Below are 23,974 nucleotides of genomic sequence, written 5' to 3' on the forward strand. Positions count from 1 at the left end.
CCCAAAGACATCCAACTCACCGCATGACCCCAGCAAGCCCGAACTACCTCAAAACCACAGGGCCGCCTTGACGAAAGACATAGAGGCACCCCCCCGCGGGTGGGAAGGTGTGGGCGGCGTCGCCGACCAGAAATATCGGGCCGTTCCGGAACTGACCGGCGACGCCCATGTCTACTGTCCAGGTGAGGGTGCTGCGGATGTCGGGTTCGATGTCCGGGATGCCGAGAGCAGCACGCAGAAGCTCGCGACACCTGATCGCCGGGTAGTCGGCGGCCGACTCTCCCGCAGCCATCTCGACGCTGTACACCCATCTGGTGTGACCGTCGAGGGAGATGAAGATGCCCTGGGTCGCGACATTGTGGACGAACCACAGGATGAACGGCCGGCTCCGCACCTGGCTCGTGAGGTCGGCGTGGAAGTAGATGTTCATCCGGCGCCCGAGCGGAGTGGCCCGGGGCATCGCGATCCCGGCCACGGTCCGAAGCCGGCTGCCGGCCCCGTCTGCCGCGATGACAAACCGTGCGGACACACTGCTCGTCCTCCCTTGCGTGTCACGCACGCTGACAACCACATCGTCGGCAGACACATCGACGCCGACGACCTCGTGGCCGAAACCGACACTGACGGTGGGCTGCGCGCGGACCTCCGCCAACAACCGAGCCTCGATCTTGTCCTGCGGACAGCTGCACAGCCTCTCGGTCGAATACAAGGCGGCCGTGTGCTCGTCGATGTCCAGTCTGCCGAACTCCTCACCGGACAGATCGGTCAGCACACCGAAGGCTGTCGCCAGTTCGGGTGCGAGGCCGTCCTCACGGACACCGTCAGCCACACCCCAGCTTCGGAACAGCTCCATCGTCCGCGCGTTGACCACGTGTGCGCGTGGTTGGTCCGAGGGCGTGCGGCGGCGTTCGAGGAGCCGCACCTGGACGCCGGCCTTTCCGAGCTGAAGAGCTGACGCGAGTCCGCTCGGACCCGCTCCCACCACCAGGACATCGCTGGTGTCGATCATGAAATTCCTTTTGTTGGTTCCATCGGTATGGAAGGACTGGGTGAAACGCGACCTGGCCGCCGTGTACCTATGAGCAGATTTTTGCTCTGCTTTCATTCCAAGCTTCAGGTGCGGCAGTCAGAGCGCATCCGAAACGGGCGCACGGCCCCCGGCGGCACGCGACAGGGAGTTACTCCCGGGCAGAGCGAGGAGGCATGGTGACGGGCCAATTCCGGTCAAGCGGCGGTACTGCTTGCTCGCACGGTATTTTCCAGCGTCCCGATGCCGGCAACCTCGACCGTTACGAAGTCTCCCGGGTGCAGAAAAACCGGCGGCTTGCGGCCAAAGCCCACGCCGGCCGGTGTGCCTGTGCTGAGAATGTCACCGGGACGAAAATAGTAGAACTGTGACATTTGTGAGATCAGGTGCGGGATGTCGATCACCAAGTCCTCCGTGGTCGCATCCTGCATGACCACGCCATTGAGGCGGGTGACCATATGCAGCTTTCCAGGATCGGAAACCTCGTCCGCCGTGACGATGGCAGGGCCGACCGGCGCGAAGGTTGGCAGGTGCTTCCCCATGATCATGTTGAGCATCGCCTCCTGTCCTTCTGCCGGAGTCGTGGCGGCAAGCATCGCAGGGACTGAATCTCTGGCCGAAACATCGTTGAGGATCGTGTAGCCGCCGACATAACGCATGGCGTCGCTCACACCGACGCGGTGACAGGCGCGGCCGAAGACCACGCATATCTCGCCCTCAAAATCCACCATGTCGGGAAGCTGCTCCGGGATCACAATCTCCTGACCGGAGCCAATGATTGCGCTCGGGCTCTTTACGAAGGACGTGGCCTTCGACGTAACTTTTCCGGTGTCGTCCATTTCGGCGACATGGCTTCGGTAGTTCGACCCGGCGCATACCAGCAGTACGCCGCTGTCGCAGGGCGCGCGAAGAGGGAGGGAGCTGGATGACCCCGGCGCGCTCCGATGACAAGAACCGGGATCTCAGATTCCGCTATCCGGGGACTCCATCGGTCAACCCCTTCTGGTGGTCAGCGACTCAAGGGGCTCACCGGCCCGGTACCGTGCGGCCAAGTCGTCAGGGTCGAATACCACACCGATCGGGTTGCTGTGGTAGATCTCCCCTTCCATGAAGGCGTTGACCTCTTCGTTCGTCTTGAATACATCGACCTGCAATTCGATCCAGTTGGCTTCCGGATCCGCGTAGTAGAAGGAGATCGTGGGGCCATGGTCAACGGTCCACACCGGCAGCACGCCATCCTTCTTGAGCCCTTCGTAGTGCTCAAGCAGCGTGTCCAGCGAATCGTAGGTGAACGAAAAGTGCTGGAGGCCGACGACCGGCCCCGGACGCTCGCCGTACCTCTCCACTGCGAGAAGGCCGATGCGGTGGTGCTCGTCGTCGTAGGCGAGGAAGGCGAGAAGTTCGTTCTCGAAGACCGGATGGGCGCCGAGCAGCCGACAGTACCAGTCGCGCATCTCGGGAAGTCGGTTCGTCTGGAGAACGACATGGGAAAGCTTATGTGGAGTAGCCAAAAGATGTTCCTTTCTCGACCGTGGCCGGACCGGGGGAGAAGCGAAGTTCAGGCGGATGCGTCTGAGGGCGGGGAGGCGACAACGCCGTGGGCGACCCGGAACCCTTCCGAAACGGCCGGCAACCCGCAGTAGAACACGGCCTGCAAGAGCAGTTCGCGCACCTCTTCGGCCGTGACTCCGTTGACGAGGGCGCCCTCAAGATGGAATTCCAGCTCCTGTGTGCTCAAGGTCAAGTGTGAGATACTCGCTCCCGTGAAGGAAGAAGGCACTTCAATGTGGGGAACGAACATCGATGTTCGTGCGCTGGAAAGGTCCGGCGAAGTAAATGCCTGGATGCGTGGCATCCTCGCGCGGGTGACCGACAAGTGGGGAGTGCTGATCATGGCCGTGCTCAGCCACGGTCCACTGCGGTACGCCGAACTTCACCGTCACGTCAACGAGGTCTCCCAGCGCATGCTGACGCTGACCCTGCGCAGGCTTGAGCGAGACGGGCTGATCATCCGTACCGTTACGCCCGACAGACCGCCACAGGTCGAGTACACCCTGTCCGAAGTCGGCCGGTCACTTTACGAGCAGATGTTGGGGCTGCTCGACTGGGCGCTGGCGCAAGAGAATTCCATCCGCGAGAGCCGCAAGCGCTTTGACGCGGCCTACAGCGACGGCAGCGGTATCGCGGATGGCGATCGCGACGGCGACGGCGGGCAAGCCTGACTCCGCGAGCCGGGCTCCGAATCCCGCCCTGGGTCCGCCGCGAAACGCCGGCACCCCGACAGCGCTGGTCCGGTGTCCTGCGCCTGAAATACGGCACCGCTGGAGACGACTCATCAGACCCACCACGCAGGACACGACCTCAGTCGCGCGAGACTCGCCAGGAGGACTCGACCACGCGGTCGCCCGGGTCCCACACCGCCGTCGTACGGCGGTTGTCGTTGACGAACATGGTGGCGTAGAGCCAGCCCTCGTAGTACGTGTTGTTGAGCCCGATCTCGTCGCCGTCGGCGAGGACTCCGCTGCCGCCGCGCTTGATGTCCTTGTCCACGCTCAGCCCTTCCCGGATGGTGAAGTCGTTGTCCGAGAGCACGTCGACGGAGCTGTTGATGGAGATCTTCTCGCCGTACGGGCCGCGTAGTTCGCGGATCCGGACGTGTGTGTCGTCGCCGACGGCGCTGACATAGCCGTTGGCGGTCAGATCGCCGTTGACGGTCAGTTCGCTGTTCGCGGTCAGCGAGCTGCCAACGGTCAGGGAACTGTCAACGGTCAGGTCTCCGCTCACGTCGAGTCTGCCCCGGGCCGTGGTGTAACCGCTGACGGTCAGGTCGCCCAGGGCGCTCAGCGTCTCCTCCACGTCGAGGCGCGACCTCACGGTGACATCCCCGGCGATGCTGACATCGCCGTCGGCGGAGATGCGCCCGCTCACATCGAGCCCCGACCGGGCCGTGATGTCCTCGCGGACGGTCAGTCCCTCCAGGGTCGGGTCGGTGATGGTGACGGTGAGGGTGGCGTACTGGTAGATCGGCTCGAAGCCGCTCCCGTTCCCCTCGGTTTCCGGGGACATGGACGCCACCAGTGTGAAGGTGGTGTCCATGGTGATGACGTCGTAGCCGATGGAGCAGTAGGTCTCGGGCCCTTCCTGGACGAGATCTCCGTCGCCGTCGTACAGCCGGAAATACGTACCGTTGCTCTCCCAGGTGAGGTAGACGGGGCTGCCGCCGGTGAATTTCGTTCGCGGGGCGGTGGCCCCGGCCTCTCCACGCGCCAGGAAGCTGTGCAGGTAGAACACGGGCTCGGTGACGGTCAGGGTCAGCACGCGCGACTTCTTCGTGTAGTCGTCACGGTCGGACGTGGTGCCGGAGTGCTCCTGGATGTAATAGGCGAGCGGTCCCGTGGAGATGCTGAGCGGGCCGCTGAGGCCGAAGTCCAGGGTGTCGCCGATCAGGTCGTACTCCTCGTCGACGGAGCGGAAGGTGGCGCGGTAGAACTGGCCGCTCTGGGCCAGGCCCAGTTCCTCACCGGTCACCTGGACGAGGGACGCGACGGTCCACTGGCCACTGCTCGTCGAGAAGTTCGGCTGCTCGGTGAAGTACGCGCCGCCGGCGTGATCGTCGGCCGGGACGGCTATCTGGATCCGGTCGCAGTAGACATCCTGCCGGTCGTCCGTGACGGCGAGGTTGATACGGCCCAGGGTGGGGGTTCCCGGGCTGCTCGCCTGGAGCGGTGCCGGGCTGGTGGAGGTGAGGTAACCGAGCAGGGGAGTGGACTGGTCGGGCATGGCGGGACCTCCTGGTGCGTGACGGGACCGGGAAAGGTTGGGCCGGGAAAGGTTGGGCCGGGACGGGGAAAGGTTGGGTTCCTGCTGCTACTGCTACTGCTACTGCTCCTGCCCCTGCTGCTCGGGTTCGGTGAAGAAGCGGAGCAGACCGTCTTCGAGCATGTGGGGGCCGTCCTCGAACTGCGCGTTCGCCAGTGCCTGGGCCAGTTCGTACGACGTCCAGGGGCCCGGCGCCGGAGCGGGACGCAGCCAGGACCAGGTGCCGTGCCTGTTGCCCGGACGGGGGAAGGTGATGGCGCGGTCGTGTTCGCCGGTGAGGACCGGGCCGAAGCGGAAGAGGGCCTGGAGGTGGCGGAGCGCTTCGTCGACGTGTCGCGACGGGACGGTAACGGTGGCGGTGGGGGTGATCCCGCAGGTGGCGTGGACGGTCGCGCGCGGGTCGAGCAGCAGGAGCAGCCTGGTGGGGGCGGGGTCGCCGAAGGTCAGTTGGAGGTAGTTGGCATCCTGCGGAGGGTTCTCGGCGCCGGGCGGGCCGATTCGGGTGATGTGGTCCTGCTCGTCGTCGGGAGCGGTGACGCTGTCGAAGCGCTCGTAGTCGTAACCCCCGTCGGGTGAGGCGCGGTAGAAGCCGATGAGGCCGTCGTCGCGGGAGGGCTGGTCACCGAGACGGACGGCGAACTCATGGGCGGTGAACGCGGGCGGTGGCGGGTCGAGGGTGGCTGCCCAGCCCGTGTCGCGGATGGGCGGTCCGTCGAGAGTCAGCCGCAGCTGGGCGTGTACCAGTGCCAGGGGCCGCCCGATGAGGACGGACAGGTTCTGGTCGGCGCGCCGGCCGAGGGGGTCGGTGGTCCACAGGGTGGAGTCGATGACGTCGAGGAAGGCGGTGAGATTGGCTTCGGTGGCGAGTTTGCGGGAGCGGAGGAGGCCCGCGACCGCCGGAGCGAGGGCTTCCACCTGGGCGAGGGTGGTGACGGTGCCGTCGGGCGGGGGCTCCCACTGGCCGGTGCGGCGGCCGTCGACGCCGGTGAGCAGGCGGTACGTGCCGAGGAGCCGGCCTGTCGGGTCGTACAGCAGCAGGCTGTGGTCGAGGTGGTTGGGCAGGAGCCAGCCGGCGATGGGGCTCGGTTCGGCGGCCGTGTCCACGACGCGGGTGCCGCTGGGGCCGTCGAGGAGGTCGAAGTCGAGCCGGGCCGGCTGGAGGGGGCGCGGTGGCAGCTGGGCGACGGCGGCGACGGTGGGGGTGAGCGAGGTCTCGGTGGTGAGGGCGTCGTCGATCGTGAGCGGGAAGCCGCGGTAGTCGTGCAGGCCGCCGTACCGGAGGTCCGGGCTGACGACGTCGAGGACGCGGCCGAACTTGTCGTAGAGGAAGAGCTCTTCGAGGTAGATCTGTCCCTGCCGGGTCTCGTGGAAGGCCGCGCTGTCGCCTCCGGGGAGATAGGGGACGCTCGTGACCCGGCCCAGGTAGCGGGCGGGCAGACCGTCCTCGGTGGCGGCGTCGGGGTAGCCGGCGAGGCCGGCGATGTCCGGGGAGTCGGTGTCGTGCGCGGTGGGACGGCGGAAGGCGCGCGTGTCGCGGGCGGCGAGGCGGTCGTTGAACCCGGTCAGTTCCTGGGCGAGGAAGCCCCAGTCGCCGATCGCCGACAGCCAGGCGTCGAGTTGTCCGCGCTGGGCGGTGGAGCCGTGGTGGGAGACGAACTCCTTCAGCCGGGCGGCGAACAGGGTGCGGGGGTGCGGGCCGAGGGCGGAGATGCCCTTGACGGTGACCGGCTCCGGGTCGATCGCCGCGCCCGGCGTGTAGCGGTAGTCGGTGCCGTCGAAGGCCCAGCAGCGCCGGCCACCGACGGTGTGGGGGATATGGCGGTAGGCGGCCTTCCACTCCATGAACAGCGGTTCCCAGGGCTGGGCCCAGGGGTCCAGGCCCAGCGCGGGCAGGGTGCCGGCGCAGTCGGCGGGGCGGTGGGCCGCGAGGGCGGCGGTGACCTCGCCCACCGTCAGGCCGGTGGCCCCGGCCAGCGAGGGGGCGTTGCCCGGGTCCAGCAGGAAGTACTCCGTGAGCAGCCCGGGAACCTCCGGTGGAAGCGCGCCGAGGCCCGGGAGGGCGGGCATCGGGCCCTGCCCCGGTGTCGCGGTGACCGCTCTTCCCCGGATGGTGACAGCGCTGACCAGCGGGGAGGCGTCGTCGGTGAGCGCTCGTACGGGCACGACCTCGTCGGGAACGGTGGCGTCGGCCGGGGGACGGATCCCGGACAGGCTCACCACGGGGTTGTTGCTGTGCCAGTACGGGGGCCTGGGCACGGCCTTGAGCGTGGCACCCTCGGCCAGCCCCTTGTCCTGGGCGAAGGCCTGGATCCCGGCGAGGAGCGCGTCATGGGCGTTGGTGTGGGTCCCGGTCCGGTCCGGCTGGGGCACCTGGGCCGCCTGGGTGCGGGCCTGGACGGTCCTCACGCGCACCGTGTGCGCGAGGGATCCCTCTCTGCCGGGATCCAGTTCCGCCTGCATCAGCTCCTGGTCCGGCGCGTCACCGGGGGGCGGGAACAGTACGTCGGCGAGACCGTTCTTCAGCCACATGGCGTTCAGTCGCCACTGGAGCGCGTGCACTTCGCCGAGCTGCTCGTCCAGTCGGCGCTGGTCCTCGTTGAGGGTGGCCAGCCAGCTCGGCGGCGTGAACGGCTCCGGCTCTGTTCCCCCGGCCGTCGTGTCGGCGGGCGGCGGGGTCACGGTCCAGCGGTATCCCCCCGACGAGGCGCCGAACGAGGCGCCGTGGACGCTGCGGCGTACCCGTTCGTCGCCGCCTTTCTCGTCGGCGACGGACAGCAGGTTGTGCAGGAACGCGCGAAGGAGCTGCATGTCCGCGGCGGCGGGCCGGGCGCCGGCGGCCTGGAGCGCGTGGCCGGCGAGCGCGGTGAAGGCGTCCTCGGTGGTGTTGCCGATGGCGAGGTTGATCGCGCCGCTGTCCTGGATGGTGTGGAGGGGGTCGGGATCGGGGGCGGCGCCGGCGGCGGGGTCCCAGGGGACGGTCAGGGCCAGGCCCTGGTAGAGGCTGCGGACGGCCGGGGTGACGGAGGTGTCCGGGGCGGGGTCGCCGGTGAGGCGCGGGTCCTGCCAGCCGAGGTGCGTGAGCTGGTCGGCGTAGGAGATGCCGGGCGGACGGGCGGCGAGGACATCGGCGTCCGGGTTGGAGTACCAGCCGATGACCTGGTAGCCGAGCGTGTCCGCCGCGGTGAGGTCGGAGAGGTCGTCGAGGAAGGAGAAGACGTTGGTGTTGTGCGGGGTGTAGGTGGTGAAGTACGGGTCGCCGGTGTTCATGGCGGTGAGGAACAGCGGGTCCCGCGCGGCACGCTCCGTCCAGGGCATGGCGTCGCCGACCGGGAAGGCGAGCCCGATGTGGACCTGGTGGGCGTCCGATGTCCTGGCGTTGCGGTAGGCGTCGGGGCTCGCCCGCCAGGCGCGGAGGGTGTCGGCGGTGACCAGGTAGGGGCTGGAGTGTTCGACGGGATGGCCCTGCTGGCGGGCGTAGGGCGTGTGCGGGCAGTCGCTTTCGAGCACCCACGCCTTGGCGCGGCGGGTGGTGGTGCCGCTGAAGCGGGTGACGAGCCACCGGTTGGGCACCAGCGGGTAGCGGACCTCGCCGGTGGCCGGATCCTCGACGCCGTGGCGCAGCCCTCTGGGCAGCGTCCAGTGCAGACGTACCCCCGCGTGGGTGAACAGCGGGTCGTTGCTCTGCCGGTCCCCCTCGTCCGGTTCGGGGCTCTCGTAGTCGTCCAGGGCCAGATAGTTCTGGCGCCAGCTACGGAAGCCGTCCTGGCGCAGGAGGGCCGGATTCACCACGAGGGCGTCGAGGGAGACGGGGACCACGAGGGCGGGGCGCGTGCTCATCAGCGGCCTCCTTCGGGGCCGTTGAAGCGGATGGCCTCGGGGACCCTGACCATCTGAAGGGCGAGGTCGGCGGGGCCGATCGGGCCGACGGCGGTGCCGTGCGCCGCGTCCAGGGCGGCCGCCAGCGCGGGGATGAGCGAGCCGACGTCCAGGACCCGGACCTGTCCGTCGGCCGAGGGGCGGAGATGGTCCAGCACGGAGAAGGTGACGTCGGGGCCGAGCTGCTCACCGAGCGGCAGGTCCCGGCCGGAGTGCGGCGACCGCAGCATGTTCCGCAGCGGGATCAGACCGTCGTCCTCGACTCCGAACCGGAAGCCCTCCTGGGGTTCCCCGAGTTCGACCGCCGCGGGCACTCCGTCGAACAGGCACAGCAGCACGGTGGGCGAGAGATGGTCCATCCGCAGCACCGGCAGCGGCTCGCCGGCCCGGTCGCGGGCGCGTACGGCGAGGTTCGGCCAGCCGGAGACGAGCGCCGAGCGCAGCAGCAGGCCGCAGACGGAACCAGGGACCGGGGCCGGTGTGTCCGGTGTGTCCGGCGGGTCCGCTGGGTTCTCGTTGGGGCGATCGCGCTCGGTGTCGCGGTGCCTGGCCGCCTCGGAGGCCGCCCTCGCCCGGACGGCGGCGGCCACGATCCGGTCCTGGAGGGTGTCGCGGCTGGACTGCGCGCCGACGCTGAGGGCGCCGCCGACCAGCGCGTCCAGCCAGTTCGGGTCGGCGTGGAAGAAGCGCAGCGACTCCGGCGGCAGCATGCGCTCGTCGGGCACGAGATGGGTGAACGGTACGGGGTGGAGCAGCAGAAGCCGCCCCAGCCACTTCACGACGGGGGTGAGGTGTTCCTTGAGGCCGTCGTCCTCGTCCAGTGCGCGGGTGACGGCCGAGCGGGCGGTGTCGGACCGCAGGAAGGCGCTCAGCTCCTGGGTCGGGTTGCTCGGCGGGGGCGGGGGTGCGGGCGGCGACCAGGTGCCGCCGGGGCTTGCCGGCGGTGCGCCCAGGGCGGTGAGCAGGTGGCCGTCGAGGAGCGTGCCGAACGCCGCACGCGCGGTCGGGGGCCGTTGCCGCTCACCGGGGTCCGGCGGCAGATGACTGCTGGTGGCCTGGTGGTAGAGCGTGTCCGCGAGGTCGCGGGTGGCGTGTTTGAAGGCGATCAGGTGCTGGGCGAACGGGGCGTCGGCCAGGGCGAGTGCCCGGCCGGTCTCGAACGCGGTGGCGAGCGACACGTCGAAGCTGCCCCAGGCGGGGTCGTAGCCGATCAGGGAGTCCGCGGTGGTGGCGGTCGTCACCCGGTCGGTCGCCAGGGGCAGTACGGGGGTGAGCGGCCCGCGGTACCAGCCGTAGGTGGTCTCGCCCGACCGGGTCAGATACGGCAGCGGAACATAGCCGTCGTTGATCCGCCGGGCCACCTGCCGCCGGGCGGCCGGGGTGTCGCCGGTGTCCTGGTACGGGGAGGCGAGCCTCAGCCACATCTCCTCGCGGGTCGCCGGGCGGGAGCCGTCCGGGGTGCGGGTGAGCCCTTCGGCGAGGTCGCGGAAGTGTGCCTTGCCGTCGGGGTAGGCCCAGAACGACCAGCTGCACAGGGACAGCAGCGCGACCGACGTACGGCCCTGGAAGTCCGGGTCGTCCACGAGAATCCTCTCGTGGCCCTCCAGGGAGACCAGGTGCACGATGTTCTTGGTTCCGGCGTCAGGGGGTGAGCCGGGTGGGGCGGCGGCCGGGAAGCGGTTGGCGACGACGACGGAGAACAGGCCGTCCTCCTCGATGCCCAGGATCGGCCGGTCCCCGGTGTTGGCGCCTCGGCAGTGGGCCAGGTACCGGATCTCGTCCAGGCGGGGCGCCACCTCGGGGAACACCGTCGTGGGGACCTGGACCCAGTCGCACGGATCGTCCAGGCCGATGTCGGCCTCCAGGGGCAGATCGGGTTTGAGCACGGCGGGGTCGGGGGCGAGGAACCCGCCCACCGTGGTGGAGACGGTGCGGGTCGGGGCGGTCGTGCCCCCGGTGAGCTGGTCGTCGGTGAGGACCAGCAGTGCCAGCCACGGGGTGGTCCGCGACGCCCCGCGCAGCGGACGCTCCCACGGCAGCAGGGGATCGCCCAGGACCAGATGCGGCAGGACCTCGGCGAAGCGGCCGCCGGAGGCCTCCGGCGGCTGTCTGGCGACCACCGCGGTCGTGTCGATGGCCACCTGAGGGGCGTGCACGGTGAACCTCTGGACGGCCCGGGAAGGCACGCCGACGACCTGCGCGTTCTCGTCCGGGGCGGTGCGGAGTGTGTGGGTGGCCTCGATCCGGTAGTCGCCCGCGGGCAGGGCGGGCAGGTAGTGGTCGTGCAGCTCGATGTCCCCGAGGGGGATGGTGTCGCGGTCGGGATGCCGCGGGCTCGGGCTCATGTCCGGCTCCCTGCGTCCTGGGGCGGGTTCTGGGCCAGGGGGGCCTGGCTGTAGAAGTGGCCGGCCCCCGCTGCCAGGGCGGCCAGGGTGTCGCCCCGGCCGGTGAGCAGCTTGGCGTCGGCCAGGGCCTCGTACACCTGGTCGCGTCCGGTTCTCGCCACGCCGCGGTCGGCGCGCCCGATGAGGTCCACGCAGGAGCTGTCGGGTACGGAGACGAAGTCGCGGTTGGCGGCGGGGTGTTGGGGCAGGGGTGCCAGGCCGGGCGGGATCTCGTCCGCCTCGTACTCGCTGAGCGGGAAGACCCCGCGTGAGGCGGCCAGTTCGGGCCGGGGTGCCTGGATGTCGTAGCCGACCGGCCGGCCGGGGAGCACATCGGCACTGGGCGCGCCGGGGGTCTGGCTGAACGGGGCCGGTGGGGCGCCCCACAGCGACGCGGGCAGGGTCTGGGTGCGGGGGGCCGGCGTCCAGCCGTCCATCGGCGTGAGCGTGTCCTCGTAGTACAGCTTCAGACGGTGCTCACCGACGAGGCCGGTGCGGTTCATGGGCCGGATGTCGACCCGGGGCCCGTCACCGGGCTCCGGTGGGGCCAGTGGGGCCTGTCCCACCCGCAGATGGCTGGCCGGCACCGCCGACTGGGTGAAGAAGCGCAGGTCACGGGAGCGAGCGAGCCACACCTTTCCGCTGTTGCCGGGATTCCCTGCGGTGTCCGCGATGGTCTTGTCCACACCGCTGACCGGCGCGATGGTGACGACGTCCTCCGGCTTCGGCAGCATGCCGGCGAACTCGTCCCACCCCAGGGCCTCGGTGCCGGTTCCGGAGCGCCCGGGGCCGAAGCCGATGGTCTTGGAGAAGCACGCGAAGTGCGCGGTGACCGAGCCGCCGGTCGGCGGCCCCCACAGCTCCAGGGTGGCGCCGACCGACGCGCTGACCGTCTTGTGGATGAACCCGACGTCGATCTGGTAGGAGGCGCCGATACTCACCGAGATGCGCGCGGTGAAGAAGAACGGCCGCCAGGACAGCAGCACATCCGCCTGGGCGGTGAACCACGCCCGGAAGCTGCCCGCGTGGAAGACGACACTGAGCCTGGCGCCGGCCATCGCGCACGACGGCGTCACCGCGAGGTACGCCTGCGCGGTGATCGACACATTGCCGCTGACCGCCCAGTCGATGCCGAGCCGCGGCACATCGGGGTAGGAGGAGGGGCGCTGGAACGCCGGGTGGTAGCCGCCGAGGGTGATCACGAACTGTCCGGCGTTGGGGTTGGACCCGAACCACACCGCGCAGGCGAACCCGCCGGTGAGATGGCAGGCGGGCGTCAGCACATAGGAGGCCGGGGACAGCTGCGCGGACAGCTCGAAGCTGCCGAGGGTGGGGCGGACGACGGCTTCGAGGCCCAGCTCGGCGTAGACGTAGGTGCGGGTGGCGGACTCGGCGGGCAGCGGCAGTTGGAGGGTCGCGATCCCCAGCACGGCCAGCGCCAGCTCCTGGCCGAACTCCGCGGCCAGCAGCACCTTGGCGTTGACCACCTCGGCCGCGGTGAACTCCACCCCCAGAGCCAGCCAGTAGGAGCCCTGGTGGGGGGCGATCCACTGCCGCGGCGGGGAACCGGACACGGCCGGCTCACGCCCCTCCAGGACGTCCAGCACATGGGAGGGCTTCTGCGCGTTGGAGTCGGGCCCCTGCTTGTTCAGGACCAGGAGGGGGAAGCCGGATACCTCTCGGGCACTCGGCAGGGCCAGCTCCCGGTTGAAGCCGAATCCGGCCATCAGCCCGGTGACCAGGATCGGTGGGGGGCCGCCCATGGGCGCCTCCAGCTGGGCGAACACGAACAGCGACGGCTGGCCGTTCGTCAGCTGCGCGTAGGAGCCGACGGCCGCCAGCGAGAAGCTCGGCAGGGCGACCGTCGCCGTACCGTCGAACTGGAAGGCGACCCCGTCGGCCAGTTGGGCGTCGGGGATGTGCAGCAGGGCCCCGGAGATCTCGACCGGAGGGGCGGCGTAGCCGAGCCCGAGGCCGTCGAGGTGGAAGGCCGGCGCGAACCTGTCCAGCGCTGAGCCGACCGCCAGACCGTCCAACGAGAGGGCCAGCGGTCCCAGATGGACCCCCGCGTCCAGGGCGAACAGCAGCGCGTTGTGCTGGTACAGCACACCCACCCGGTTGATCTGCACCACGCCGAGCTGCTTCTGCACCGTCACCCACACACCACCGGAGGCCGGCGCGCCGGTCCCGCCGGGGGCCGGAGAAGCAGCGGGGACAGGGGCGTCAGGCGCCGCGGGCTGACCGCCTTCTTCCGAGGGACCCGGAGCGCCGGCGGGCAGGCCGAGTGCGACCGATGTGGTCTCCTGTCCGATCCGCAGGTCGGCCAGGGCGGCCGGCCCCGCCTTCAGCCCGGCCGCCGGGAGGGCCACCACCCCGGCCTGCTCCAGCACACCGTTGACCGAGGCGGTCGTCGTGGCGTCGAACGCGCCGGAGGAGTAGAGGACCTGAAGGTTCTCCACGCTCAGCGTGCCCGCCTCCGACAGGAATCCGCCGACGAGCGGAAGCTGCGAAAGATCGATGGCCGCCGAGAGGTCGACACCGACGCAGAACCGCGCCGGGCCGTTCGGGGGCTTGACCCGTACGAACTTGGCGTCCTTCATGCCGATGCGCAGACTGCCGGGAACGTCCGCCGCCAGATCGGCGGAGAGGTGCGCGACCCAGTCCCGCAGAACGACCTGGGCGCCCTCCTGGGCACCGTGATACGTGGCGACGAGCATGTCGGTGCCGGACTTCTCCTTGTCGAAGACGACATCGAAGGAGAAGTCCTCGACGGACAGCGTCCCGCCGTACCGCGTCGCGGAGCCGTCCCGGGTGACGGTCAGCCCGAGCGAGGCCGAGACCCCGTCCGCGATGGTGATCTCTCCCCGGCAGAGGAAGTCGAAGACCTGGGTGCCCGTGGTGTGGGAGAGCCACAGGCTGGTGAGCTCCAGCGTCCTGAGCGGCTGTGGCACGTCGGGCAGTCGCAGGGCGTCGATCACCTCGCCCATGCCGAGGGTCTCACCCGCCACGGTGCCGCCGCTCAGGGTCCAGCCGCCCGTCGCGCCGCCGAGCTGCGTGGCGGAGAGATCGATGCTGATGGCCGAGCCGATCGAGACGGTTCCCGCGATGCCGGCCACGAACTTCTGGACATCGTCGTAGTACAGGTGCAGGGACAGGGCCGTGATCGCGAAGGGGCCGATCTCCCAGTCGCCCGTGGCCTTCATCCGGATGATGTACGCCTCGCCGAGGAAGGCGGCGAACGACAGTTCACTGATGGCCGCCGACGCGGGTACCTCGCCCGCGGGTATGCCGAACGACGCCAGGAGCGAGCGGACGTCGACCGGCTTGTCGTCGTGCAGCGCGCCGGTGACGCGCAGTTCGGGAAGCCACACCGCGATGTCCAGCGAGAGCGCCTTGATGTCGAGCGCGGCGACGATCGCCATGGACGGCACCTCGTAGCCGGCCGGTACGGCTCCTTCCTTCTTCACCAGGCGGTAGTCGAACCCGGCGACATCCCGGAGAACGAAGTCGAACGCGCGCAGCCCGTCCCGGGCGCTCCGCCACACGGCCGTGTCGGCGAGACGCCCGCCCAGATCCTCCAGCGCGCCGGCGAACGCCCCCCGTTGCCGCGGCCGCACGGCGGCGGTCAGCACTCCGTCCTCGCTCGCGGTCACGGTGGACACCACCTCGATCCCGTCGAACGTGCCGCTGAGCGCCAGGGTGACGGAACCTTCCGTCGTCACGGTCACCGTCACCCCCGTCACCGCGACCGTCACGCGTCCGCCGGCGGGCCAGGCGGCGGAAGCGCAGGTGAGCGAGAGCGTCAGCTTCGTGCCTCCGCCATCGACCTGCGGTTCCCCCGAACCCGCCGTGCCCTGGCAGGTGCCGTTCGTGAACGTGGCCAGCATGTCCCTCAGTTGCGTGGGCAGCGCCGTGTCCGCGGCGCGCAGCGCCGGCGGCTTCCCCAGAGTCGAGATATGCGCTTTCAGGGCATCGAGATCCACCGAACCCCCTCCGTCGGATCGCGGCACTAGGGCGTCCTAGGGCCTCGGCTCGCCGTGCCGGGCCCCGTCCCTCAGGATCAGCTCGGCTTCGGCCTGGGACACGGGACTCCCCTGATAGGTCAGGGAATCCGTTCCTCCGCGCGCTTTCTTCGACAGTTTGGCCCAGTTCGTGATTGCCTCTTCAAAAGGCTGAGTCTCTTTTCTGCTGACTCCTGGAATGTCCATCGCGAGGGTGGTCGACTGACTCCATTCGCTTGCCCACGACCCCAAGAAATTGAGATAGAACCCGTCGAACCGGGCCATCTCCGCCGTCATCCTGGCAAGCGTGTGGAATGCCTTTTCGGCCCTTCCGAGCTCCTTCTCGTCCGGGGGTCTCCCGGAATGTTCCTCCGCTGCCACCACCTTGGACAGATAGCCATGGAGGACTTCCAGTTGGGCCGTCATCTCCATCTGGCCGAGCTTGACCTTCGAGACATCCTTGCCGTATGCGAGCGAAATGCTGCCCTTTCCGCTCCGTGTTGCCTCCTGGGGGACCAAGCCCCCTTGGGCGGCAAAGTATCGGCTTTCTCCTTCGTAATCGATCGCCCACCCCTGGAGATAAAGATCCTCCTTCCGGAAGTAGAGCTTGACCACAGAGTTCCGATTTTCCTCCGGCAGCGTGAAGTCCACCCGAAAGAGGCACTCGTCGAGTTTCTGCTGTGCGTTGTACTGACCGAATCTTTTACGCAGGAACAAGATCATGCAGTTGAAGCGAGCTCTGACAGGCACTTCCATGTCGAATTTATGTATGTCCTCGTTTCCGAGGGCCATCGCGCCGTCCCCCTCCCGCGCCACCGGTTCGCCACAGGCTCGCGGCCGTCCGGCGGGCAGCGCAAGCCCGCCGCTGAGACGGGTGGGAGTTTTCAGACATACGCAGAGCGTGAAGCTTGCGCCAAAGATTTTCGCGGGGTTCGATTCTCCGGACCGAAGCGAAAAGGCCGGGAGGCCGGCGCCGGGGGAGCGAGGCGAACCATCGATTCCGATTGTTCGGTGCCCGGACAGGCCAAGGGCTCCGCACCCGTATCCGCCCTTGCTGCTCCTCCCCGCAGACACGCGGTCCACGTCCGACGCGGAGCGGGCTTTCCTCTCGCGGCGAGGGTCCGGTGGGCCCGGTGCGCCCGGCATGACCTGCCCGGAAGGGTCCGGTCCAAGCTGCGAGGATGCGCACACGGAACGTTTCGAAATCCCGGGAAGTGGCCGAACGGCGGTCCTCGGTTCCCGCTTTTTGATCTTGTTCGACCGGGTCGCGGAATACGTCATGGGGGGACGACCGATTCGATTCCTTCGCGTGCGATGTCGATTCCGATGTGTTTCCCGCCGAACCATTTCCGTCCGGCCGCCATGGGCTTCAGTCCGTGGCTGTCGTGCGCCCCGGCCCATGGACACGGCGGATCGGCGTGATCTTGTGGGCGGTAAAGAACGCGACGAGCCGATGCCGGAACACGGCCGGGGTCACGGCCCGTTCCCGCGGTCACGGTCGCGTACCCGCCCTCCTTCACCCCGCAGACCGCCGGCGAACGCGGTGGGTACAACGCCGCCCGCGGGCCACTTTCTTCGCGGGCGGTCCTGCCTCGCTGGGGGTGGACCCGCGCCGGGGCCGGGCCGCAGATGCCCGGCTAGAGTTCGTTTCGTTGCAAAGAACAACAGAATCACATACCAGGGGGCGGGACATATGAAGCACATCCGGGCCGGGGCATGGGCGGGGATCACCTTCGCCGTGCTGGCCGTGACCACCGCGTGCGGCGCGGAAGCCGTCAGAAAGACCGCCGACGCTGTCGGCCACGCCGACGCGGTCATGGGAGCGCTGACCCGGGCGTCGGACAAGGCGTCGAAGCTCGGTTCGGCCGAGGTCGAGACGACGACGGTGATCGTCGCGGCCGGTGGCAAGCCGGTGTCCATGGACGGCACCTACTCCTGGGGCGACGGCGCCGCGCTTGACGTCGAGATGGACACCGCGAACGCGCAGATGCAGGCTCTCCAGGACGACCCCACGCTGACGATGAAGATGGTCGACGGGGCGTACTACTACGAGGTGGACCCGCAGCCCAGTGGCCCGCTCAAGGGCAAGCACTGGATGCGGATCGACGTCTCGGCCGTGGTGGGGGAGTCGGGCGCGAACAGCATCGCGGACAACGCCGACCCGACGGCGGGTCTGCGCTACATCGGCGCCGCGAAGGACGTGAAGAACCTCGGCGAGGAGACGGTCCGCGGCAAGAAGGCCACCCACTACCGGGGGAGCGTCGGCGCGCAGCAGGTCAACGCGTCCGGCCTCACCGCCCAGGAGAAGAAGGCCGCCGTCAACTCCCTGAAGGCGAGCGGCGGGAAGATGAGCTTCGACATCTGGGTCGACGGAAAGGACCTGCCCGTGCGCGTGAAGCAGAACGGCGGCGGCATGACAGTCACCATGGACTTTCTGAAATTCGGTGGCATCAAGCCGATCACCGCCCCGCCGGCTGCCGACACGGGCGACCTCACCGCCGAGGTCAAGAAGCAGCGCGACCAGTCGCTGGGCCAGTGAGACAGTGACGCGCGCCGGGGTGGCCCAGCCGTCGCAATGATGCTGTTGGCCTCATCAGCGGTCGACCGGCCGCCCCGCCGTTCCCGCGCGACGGGAACGGCGGGGACCGCCGGCTTTCAGGCGGGGACCGGTCGGGGGCTCCGGCCGGTCAGCCGCCCCGTGCGGGCGAGGGCGAGGACGGCGCCCGCGCAGGCCAGGCCAGTGGCTGCCAATACCGCCCAGGTCAGCCGCTGGTACCCACCCCTCTGGGCGGTGTCCCACAGGGCGGCGGTGGCCAGGTTTCCGAGCGTGACTCCGAGACCGGAGACGGTGTTGTAGAGGCCGTAGTGGGTGGCGAGCAGACGGTTTCCGGACAGGGAGACCAGGGTGTCCATTTCGAACGGGTAGACCACCGTGGACCCTACGGCCAGTCCGGCCGCCGCCGCGACCAGCGCCGCCAGAACCAGCGCCTGCCCAGGCCGGCCATCCGCTGAGGGGGCCAGAGCGAGCGGCAGGAAGGCCAGACCCATCACGGCAAGGCCGCGCACCAGAGCCTGGTGCGGGCTCCAGCGGCGCCGGGCCCAGTCAGTCAGCCGCATCTGTCCCAGGACCGTGACCGCCGCCGAGACGATGAACAGCACACTGGTGGCCCGGGTACCCATAGTGCCCCCGAACGCCTCGCCGACGGCCAGTGGAAGCGCGAGATAGATCTGGAAGGTCAGCACATAGGAGCCGATCATCGCGCACGAGAACAGGAGGAAAGGGCGGTTGGCCACCACGGTGCGCCACTGCGCCAGCACCCCGCCCTCACTTCGGACACCGTCTGCTCCCCGCCGGTCGGGAAGGGCCCGCCCCTGGAGCGCGGTCAGAACGGCGAAGATGCCCGCCGCGACCGCGCACACCAGGGTGAAGTCGGCGGTCAGCAGTACCAGACCCACCAGTGGACCGGCCAGCATCCCGGCCTGGTAGTAGACGTTGAACACCGCGAACGCCGCCACTCGGCGCTCACCGGCCTCGGCGGCGAGATAGGCGCGCACCGCCGGGTTGAACAGTGCCCCGGCAAACCCGGTGGCGGCGGAGGCGGCAATCAAGGCGGGCAGGCTGTCGACCCAGCCCAGCAGGGCGAAGCCGACGGTCCGCAGCAGGCACCCGGCCATGATGGGGGCCTTGTAGCCGTAGCGGTCGGCGATCGTGCCGCCGATGAGGAACATGCCCTGCTGGGACAGATTGCGCACCCCCAGCACCAGGCCCACGGCCCAGGCGGCCAGCCCGAGTTCACCGGCGAGGTGGGCGGCGAGATAGGGCATGAGCATGTAGAAGGAGAGATTGATGGCGAACTGATTCACCATCAGCAGCCGCACCGTCGGCGGGAAACTCCTGGTCGCGGTCCACGGGGTCGTCACCGAGCCACTCCCGCGATGCCGGGCTCACCGGCGGCGGCATTGCCCCCGGCGAGGGAGGGCACGGGGTCCAGGACCGTTTCGCACCTCGTCCACCGGCTGACGGTGCGCTCACCAGGATGCGCGATTCGGTCGGGCGCGTCGGCCGGCTCGCGCCCCAGCAACTGGTGGGCCTGGCACCAGGTGTCGTCGAAAACGGTTCCGACGTAGCGCTGCGGACCGTCGGGAAAGACCGCGGCGATCCTGGCCTCGGCCGGAAGGGCGGCGGCCAGATGGCGAGCGACCAGGGCGACCGCGCCCACGCTCCACCCACCGGTCGCGTACCGCGAGCGGGCGAGGGCCCGCGCCGCCCACACCGCCTCGTCGGCGGCGACCCAGTGCACTTCGTCGAACAGGGTGTAGTCGACATTGCGGGGGTAGATGCTGCTGCCCAGCCCGCGCATCAGCCGGGGAGCGGCCTCCTGCCCGAAGATCGTGGATCCGGTCGTGTCGACCCCGATCACCCTCAGCGCGGGGAAGTAGCCACGCAGCACCGAGGCGATCCCGGCTGAGTGCCCGCCCGTTCCCACGCTGACCACCAGGGCGTCGATCCGTCCCAACTGCGCGATCAGCTCCTGGGCGAGTCCGGCGTACGCGGCCACGTTGTCGGGGTTGTGGTACTGGTCCGGACACCATGCGTCCGGATCCTTCGCCAGCAGCTCGGCGACCCTTTCCTGGCGGGCCTGCTGCCAACCCCCCACCGGATGTGGCTCGGACACCATCTGCACCTCGGCGCCGTAGGCAGTGATCAACCCCGACACCAACGGCTCCATTCCGGGGTCGGTGACCACAGTGACCGGATGGCTGTAGGCGATCCCGGCCAGCGCGAGGCCGAGGCCCAGCGTGCCGGAGGTCGACTCCACAATCCGCGCCCCGGCCGGCAGATCACCGCGCTCGCGGGCCCGGTCGACCATGAACAAGGCGGTGCGGTCCTTGATACCGCCGGGATTGTGGCCCTCCAGCTTGGCCCAGAAACCGCGCCCGGCGGCGGTGAACGGCTCACCGATCCACAGGACTGGGGTCTCACCGACCAGAGAAGCCGGAGTGTGGGCGCGGCGGGCGGCCCCGGTCAGCAACTGGGCCGGCGCCAGAACGGAAGAGGGCATGGGGAAGGAACTCGTCGCGGAATTCATCGCACTGGTCTCCTGCGGCCGCGCCCAGGCAGAGACTGCGATGGGGCAGGCCGGTGTTTGAGGACGGGGGATCAGCCGGTGACGCCGTCCGAGGGAGCACGCAATCCGTGCCGCTCCCTCAGCGCCGCGGTCCGGTCAGGTCCGCCACACCCCCAGTACGGCACGCGTACGGCCGTACTCCGCCCTGCTGCGCCGGTCCTCCCCGGCACGGCAGGGCGCCCGGCCCCGGGCCGACTCCCCGTCGGCGGCCTCCGGCAGGTGCATCCCGCCGCCGGCCCAGGGGCGTGCCTGGACGTCCACCCGGGGACTCGCGGTCGCGGGCTCGTCCACATCCGCGCATCCCGCCGCGTCATGACGGTCGGGGGTGGCCCGGACCGCCGCCGCGGTGAAGACCGAGGCCGCGCTGTCCGCCTCGGAGCCGGTGGACGTGACGGCGGCCAGCGTGTCCGACCGCTCGACCCCCGCCGGCTGCGGGCCATGAGCGCAGCCCAGCAGATGCAGCAGCCCGGCCAGCGCCGTCACCAGCGCCACCCGGCACAACGCAGCCCGGGAACCACCGGAGCCCACCCTCATCGACACATCGCGAAGAGTAATCGATCGGTCGCTCAAAGTGCCCGAGTGGGGGCGGTCCATCTCGTTACAGACGGGCTCGGCAGCTTGTCAGATGAAAGCGGGGGCTCGCTCGCCCTGCGGCCCGCGTGGTTCAGCATCGCCAGGGGGGCGCCGTGAACAGAGCGTACGGACGCCCGCGGGACGGCAGTCCCGCGAGCAGCGGTCGCCTCTCGGACCGGCGCTGCTTCTCGCGCGAGTGTCCGCGTCGGCGGCTCAGCGGAGCGGGCGGCGCCGGCCGGAGCGACGCAGGTGCATGCCCAAGTACACAAGGGCGGCGGCGAACACCACGACGCCGATGACCAGCAGATAGAGCAGTCCCTCGGCGACGGCGCCGATGATGCCCAGCACGATCGCCGCGATGACAAGGAGCAGGAAGAGCGTCATGGCACAGTCACCTCGTTGAGGGGCGGGATCAGCGGCGGGCGAGTTGTCGCTCGCCGTTCGCACCGGGCTGGTAGGGCAGGCCGTAATGTGCGAATACCGCCGCCTCGTCCTCAGCGGGCAGAACGTCGTCCGTGCCGATCGCCGGCCCCTTCTTCACCAGCGATCTGTCGTAGCCGACCTTGACGTAGCCGGGGCCCGCGATCGCGTCGGCCAGGGGGACGAAGACCAGGTGGTGGCGGGTGGGAAGCCCGACACGGACGGTGACCATCGCAGGCTCGTCGGTGCTCGTGTTCACGTAGACGGCCTCCAGCATGCCGATTTTATGGCCGCCCACGTCAAGAACGTCGTGGGTCCGCCATTCACGAATATCCGCGATCTGGATCATCCCCGATGTTCCCTTCGTGCGAGGTGTGGCCGAGCCGCTGCTTCTCCACCTTCCCCCCGAACACCCGCCCACACCGAGTGGGCACGCTCGCGGAGCGGGCCTGACACGGCATCGTCGGCCCGGCCTCCGCGGCAGCGATCGTCGCCCTCGTCCTTCGGTCAGAGGCTCACTTCCGCGGCTCCTGCCGGGTGCGGGCGGGGCACGCTCGGCGCGAGGACGGCGGTGTCGTTGTCCACCCCGCCCCCGAGGGCGTCCAGTACGCTCCGCCGACGGGATCGCTGGGCGATTCGGCGGCGGCACCGGCCTGGACCTCGGGTGCCAGCCGCTGGACGCCCGAGCGGCGGCGGACCTTCGCCAATGACCAGGAGCACTCACAGCTCCTGTCGGTCTCGGTGAGCGGCAACTCCTCCAAGGGGGAGCGGCCGCCGAACGTCTGGCTGCCCGCGACCTCCCAGTGGTGCACCTACGCCCGATCGTGGATGCACACCAAACACATCTACCGCCTGTCGGTCACCGACCCCGAGTACGGCTCGCGCCCCCCGCAGCCGGGGGCGCGAGCAGGCGCCTCACCGTCGGTTCCAGGTTTACCCAAGGTCTCCCAGGAAGAGTGGTTCTCGCATCCAGCGAGAACCAGTAGCAAGCAGCACCCGAGGAGAGACCTATGTACATCCGTCATGCCCTCACCGCTACCGCCGTCGGTAGTGCCCTGGCACTGGCAGGCATGGCCGCACCGAGTTCGGCGGTTGCCGCCGCCAAGTACCCCGGCCAGGTCAAGTGCCCCAAGGGCGACTACCAGCTCTGCATCGACGGGGGCCCCGGCGGCTTCACCATCAGCGGCAAGAAGTTCTCCGGCCACGACAACGCCATCCTGCTCAGGAATGTCAAGAACGTCACGGTGTCCGGGAACCAGTTCACCAACCTCAGTGGCTCCACCGGCTACGCCGGGGTCCATGTCAAGAACTCCTCCGGCATCGTGATCAAGAAGAACACCTTCTCCAACTTGCGCAATGGCGGCAACATGCACGGGATCTACCTGGTCAAGACCTCGGGCAGCAGCATCACCGGCAACAAGTTCTCTTCCATCACCGGCGACCCCGTGCGGATCAGGGACGGCAGCAAGAACAACACGATCAGCGGGAACACCTTCAGCGGCTCCGGCCAGTACGGCCTGTTCAGCGAGTGGGGCCGACTGGAGAAGGGCGAGACCTGCGGAAGCGGCAACGTCTTCAAGAGCAACAAGTACAAGAGCGGCGGCTACGGCGGCAAGAAGATCTCGCTGATCAAGTGGGGCGGCAAGGGCGGGGGCAGCACCGGCCTGAAGCTCACCTGGGGCAACTGCAAGAAGGCGAGCATCACCAACAAGGGCGGCAACACGAAGCTCTGACGGGTGGTCGCGGTGCCGTGGCTGGTGGGCGGCCGGTGCCAGGCATCAGCTCGCCTTCGTCGACCGGCGCGCCACGCCGGTTCCTCCGCGGCACCACCTCCCGCACGCCGTGGTGGGACTGACCCTGCCCACCGGGACACATGGGGCGGTGCCTTCACGGCACCGCCCTCGGCCGGTGAGCCTGGCGCGGTGAACTCGTCAGGCCGCGGGGTTGTCGTCCTCGGCCGGTTCGTCCTGAGCCATCAGGCCCGCCACCCACAACGGCATCAGCCAGTGCACTGCCAGGACCGCGATGAGTACCGGTGCCGCGTACGCCGTGGGGGCGTTGCCGTCGGCCGCGCCCACGGTCAACAGGCCGGCGGCGGTCGCGGCGAGGAGAAGGGTCATCGCCCGGTGGGCGCGGGCCTGCACCCGGGTGCGTTCGGCGGACTGGCGTTCGTCCAGCGCCCGTTCGCGCAGTTCGAGCAGGCCACGGGTGGCCGCGTTGATCGCCCCGGTCGCGACCATCCAGGGCAGCAGCAGCACCGCCATGACGGCGACGGCCCAGACCGGTTCCCCCTCCGCGAGAAAGAAGTACGTCATGAGCCCGCCGAGGGCCGCGGTCAGCACCAGATGTGCGGCGACGACCAGGCGCCGACGGGGCGCCGTGGCGTACAGCGGTCGGCCTCGGCGGTCGTTCATGAGCCGCAGCATGCTGCGGTCGTAGCGCGTCAGCGGGGTGGTGGTCATGACGTCTTCCTCCCGTAGATCTCATCCGTGAGCGGCCGGAACGGTTCGAGCGAGAACAGCGCCTCCACCGGCAGCTCGAAGAACTTCGCGATCCTCAGTGCCAGGTCGAGGCTCGGGTTGTACTGCTCCCGCTCGATGTAGCCGATGGTCTGGTAATGCGCTCCCACCGCCTCGGCCAGGCCCTGCCGCGACACCTTCCGCTCGGCGCGAACCATGGCCAGTCTGTTGTGTACCTGCTCGCTCATATATAAGAACTACTACATCACGGGGGAGAGCTGCAACA

The 23,974-nt window shown here is 69.3% G+C and carries 20 protein-coding genes; 3 read left to right on the forward strand and 17 right to left on the reverse strand.

The annotated features are described in order from the left end of the window. Positions 1–43: 43 nt before the first annotated feature. The 4 genes from ACFYYH_RS33690 to ACFYYH_RS33705 form a co-directional block, all read right to left on the reverse strand. A complete protein-coding gene (locus ACFYYH_RS33690; RefSeq protein WP_388559495.1) occupies positions 44–1,105 on the reverse strand; it encodes an FAD-dependent monooxygenase in 1,062 nt (353 codons plus the stop codon). A gap of 119 nt (positions 1,106–1,224) precedes the next feature. Beyond that, positions 1,225–1,911: a fumarylacetoacetate hydrolase family protein gene (locus ACFYYH_RS33695; RefSeq protein WP_388559557.1), complete on the reverse strand. Its 687-nt coding sequence runs from the start codon at positions 1,909–1,911 to the stop codon at positions 1,225–1,227. A gap of 108 nt (positions 1,912–2,019) precedes the next feature. Further along, the gene (locus ACFYYH_RS33700) at positions 2,020–2,538 is read right to left on the reverse strand and encodes a VOC family protein (RefSeq protein WP_388559498.1); all 519 of its coding nucleotides are present in this window, start codon (positions 2,536–2,538) and stop codon (positions 2,020–2,022) included. A gap of 47 nt (positions 2,539–2,585) precedes the next feature. Further along, positions 2,586–2,771 carry a carboxymuconolactone decarboxylase family protein gene (locus ACFYYH_RS33705; RefSeq protein WP_388559501.1) on the reverse strand — a complete coding sequence of 62 codons (186 nt, stop codon included), beginning with the start codon at positions 2,769–2,771 and terminating at the stop codon, positions 2,586–2,588. A 19-nt stretch (positions 2,772–2,790) separates the two neighbouring features. Here ACFYYH_RS33705 and ACFYYH_RS33710 point away from each other — a divergent pair, with 19 nt between their 5' ends. Next, positions 2,791–3,249 carry a winged helix-turn-helix transcriptional regulator gene (locus ACFYYH_RS33710; RefSeq protein WP_388559504.1) on the forward strand — a complete coding sequence of 153 codons (459 nt, stop codon included), beginning with the start codon at positions 2,791–2,793 and terminating at the stop codon, positions 3,247–3,249. A 139-nt stretch (positions 3,250–3,388) separates the two neighbouring features. On the opposite strand, the gene ACFYYH_RS33715 is transcribed toward ACFYYH_RS33710, so the two are convergent. The 5 genes from ACFYYH_RS33715 to ACFYYH_RS33735 form a co-directional block, all read right to left on the reverse strand. Next, complete coding sequence (locus ACFYYH_RS33715; protein ID WP_388559507.1) at positions 3,389–4,807, reverse strand: hypothetical protein; 1,419 nt, start codon at positions 4,805–4,807, stop codon at positions 3,389–3,391. Between the two features lie 99 nt (positions 4,808–4,906). Further along, positions 4,907–8,683, reverse strand: coding sequence for a hypothetical protein (locus ACFYYH_RS33720; RefSeq protein ID WP_388559510.1), 3,777 nt, complete (start codon positions 8,681–8,683; stop codon positions 4,907–4,909). Then, positions 8,683–11,067, reverse strand: coding sequence for a hypothetical protein (locus tag ACFYYH_RS33725; RefSeq protein ID WP_388559512.1), 2,385 nt, complete (start codon positions 11,065–11,067; stop codon positions 8,683–8,685). Before ACFYYH_RS33725 ends, ACFYYH_RS33720 begins: the two co-directional genes overlap by 1 nt. Continuing rightward, entirely contained in the window at positions 11,064–15,089 is a 4,026-nt protein-coding gene (locus ACFYYH_RS33730) for a DUF6603 domain-containing protein (protein ID WP_388559515.1), read from the reverse strand. Before ACFYYH_RS33730 ends, ACFYYH_RS33725 begins: the two co-directional genes overlap by 4 nt. Positions 15,090–15,125: 36 nt before the next feature. After that, a complete protein-coding gene (locus ACFYYH_RS33735) occupies positions 15,126–15,899 on the reverse strand; it encodes a ribosome-inactivating family protein (RefSeq protein ID WP_388559517.1) in 774 nt (257 codons plus the stop codon). 901 nt (positions 15,900–16,800) lie between these two features. Between ACFYYH_RS33735 and ACFYYH_RS33740 the strand changes: the two genes are divergently transcribed. Next, on the forward strand, positions 16,801–17,646 hold the full coding sequence (locus ACFYYH_RS33740; protein WP_388559519.1) for a hypothetical protein: 846 nt from the start codon (positions 16,801–16,803) through the stop codon (positions 17,644–17,646). Between the two features lie 116 nt (positions 17,647–17,762). Here the strand turns inward: ACFYYH_RS33740 and ACFYYH_RS33745 are convergent, their stop codons facing one another. The 6 genes from ACFYYH_RS33745 to ACFYYH_RS33770 all read right to left on the reverse strand — a co-directional run bounded on the left by ACFYYH_RS33745 (position 17,763) and on the right by ACFYYH_RS33770 (position 22,041). Continuing rightward, positions 17,763–18,974 carry an MFS transporter gene (locus tag ACFYYH_RS33745; RefSeq protein WP_388559559.1) on the reverse strand — a complete coding sequence of 404 codons (1,212 nt, stop codon included), beginning with the start codon at positions 18,972–18,974 and terminating at the stop codon, positions 17,763–17,765. Between the two features lie 50 nt (positions 18,975–19,024). Beyond that, positions 19,025–20,170, reverse strand: coding sequence for a PLP-dependent cysteine synthase family protein (locus ACFYYH_RS33750; RefSeq protein WP_388559522.1), 1,146 nt, complete (start codon positions 20,168–20,170; stop codon positions 19,025–19,027). Positions 20,171–20,332: 162 nt separating this feature from the next. Further along, a complete protein-coding gene (locus ACFYYH_RS33755) occupies positions 20,333–20,776 on the reverse strand; it encodes a hypothetical protein (RefSeq protein ID WP_388559525.1) in 444 nt (147 codons plus the stop codon). Between the two features lie 246 nt (positions 20,777–21,022). After that, entirely contained in the window at positions 21,023–21,193 is a 171-nt protein-coding gene (locus tag ACFYYH_RS33760) for a hypothetical protein (RefSeq protein ID WP_388559528.1), read from the reverse strand. A 28-nt stretch (positions 21,194–21,221) separates the two neighbouring features. After that, positions 21,222–21,578, reverse strand: coding sequence for a PRC-barrel domain-containing protein (locus ACFYYH_RS33765; RefSeq protein ID WP_388559531.1), 357 nt, complete (start codon positions 21,576–21,578; stop codon positions 21,222–21,224). Positions 21,579–21,744: 166 nt separating this feature from the next. Beyond that, on the reverse strand, positions 21,745–22,041 hold the full coding sequence (locus tag ACFYYH_RS33770; protein WP_388559534.1) for a hypothetical protein: 297 nt from the start codon (positions 22,039–22,041) through the stop codon (positions 21,745–21,747). A gap of 198 nt (positions 22,042–22,239) precedes the next feature. On the opposite strand from ACFYYH_RS33770, the gene ACFYYH_RS33775 reads away from it, so the two are divergent. Then, the gene (locus ACFYYH_RS33775; RefSeq protein WP_388559536.1) at positions 22,240–22,962 is read left to right on the forward strand and encodes a right-handed parallel beta-helix repeat-containing protein; all 723 of its coding nucleotides are present in this window, start codon (positions 22,240–22,242) and stop codon (positions 22,960–22,962) included. Positions 22,963–23,160: 198 nt separating this feature from the next. Here ACFYYH_RS33775 and ACFYYH_RS33780 read toward each other — a convergent pair whose 3' ends face one another. Together ACFYYH_RS33780 and ACFYYH_RS33785 are read right to left on the reverse strand one after the other, a co-directional pair. Then, positions 23,161–23,691 (reverse strand): hypothetical protein, encoded by a 531-nt coding sequence (locus ACFYYH_RS33780; RefSeq protein WP_388559538.1) that lies wholly within the window; start codon positions 23,689–23,691, stop codon positions 23,161–23,163. Further along, positions 23,688–23,936 (reverse strand): helix-turn-helix transcriptional regulator, encoded by a 249-nt coding sequence (locus ACFYYH_RS33785; RefSeq protein ID WP_388559539.1) that lies wholly within the window; start codon positions 23,934–23,936, stop codon positions 23,688–23,690. The genes ACFYYH_RS33780 and ACFYYH_RS33785 overlap by 4 nt, the downstream gene beginning before the upstream one ends. Positions 23,937–23,974: the final 38 nt, after the last annotated feature.

Origin of the sequence: Streptomyces sp. NPDC002018, from assembly GCF_042890865.1 — a bacterium.
GTDB lineage: Bacteria > Actinomycetota > Actinomycetes > Streptomycetales > Streptomycetaceae > Streptomyces.

Coding starts and splice junctions, on each gene's coding strand:
- ACFYYH_RS33690 (WP_388559495.1), bottom strand. CDS start 1,105: ATGAAAGCAGAGCAAAAATCTGCTCATAGGTACACGGCGGCCAGGTCG.
- ACFYYH_RS33715 (WP_388559507.1), bottom strand. CDS start 4,807: ATGCCCGACCAGTCCACTCCCCTGCTCGGTTACCTCACCTCCACCAGC.
- ACFYYH_RS33720 (WP_388559510.1), bottom strand. CDS start 8,683: ATGAGCACGCGCCCCGCCCTCGTGGTCCCCGTCTCCCTCGACGCCCTC.
- ACFYYH_RS33725 (WP_388559512.1), bottom strand. CDS start 11,067: ATGAGCCCGAGCCCGCGGCATCCCGACCGCGACACCATCCCCCTCGGG.
- ACFYYH_RS33735 (WP_388559517.1), bottom strand. CDS start 15,899: ATGGCCCTCGGAAACGAGGACATACATAAATTCGACATGGAAGTGCCT.
- ACFYYH_RS33740 (WP_388559519.1), top strand. CDS start 16,801: ATGAAGCACATCCGGGCCGGGGCATGGGCGGGGATCACCTTCGCCGTG.
- ACFYYH_RS33745 (WP_388559559.1), bottom strand. CDS start 18,974: ATGGTGAATCAGTTCGCCATCAATCTCTCCTTCTACATGCTCATGCCC.
- ACFYYH_RS33750 (WP_388559522.1), bottom strand. CDS start 20,170: ATGCCCTCTTCCGTTCTGGCGCCGGCCCAGTTGCTGACCGGGGCCGCC.
- ACFYYH_RS33760 (WP_388559528.1), bottom strand. CDS start 21,193: ATGACGCTCTTCCTGCTCCTTGTCATCGCGGCGATCGTGCTGGGCATC.
- ACFYYH_RS33765 (WP_388559531.1), bottom strand. CDS start 21,578: ATGATCCAGATCGCGGATATTCGTGAATGGCGGACCCACGACGTTCTT.
- ACFYYH_RS33775 (WP_388559536.1), top strand. CDS start 22,240: ATGTACATCCGTCATGCCCTCACCGCTACCGCCGTCGGTAGTGCCCTG.
- ACFYYH_RS33780 (WP_388559538.1), bottom strand. CDS start 23,691: ATGACCACCACCCCGCTGACGCGCTACGACCGCAGCATGCTGCGGCTC.
- ACFYYH_RS33785 (WP_388559539.1), bottom strand. CDS start 23,936: ATGAGCGAGCAGGTACACAACAGACTGGCCATGGTTCGCGCCGAGCGG.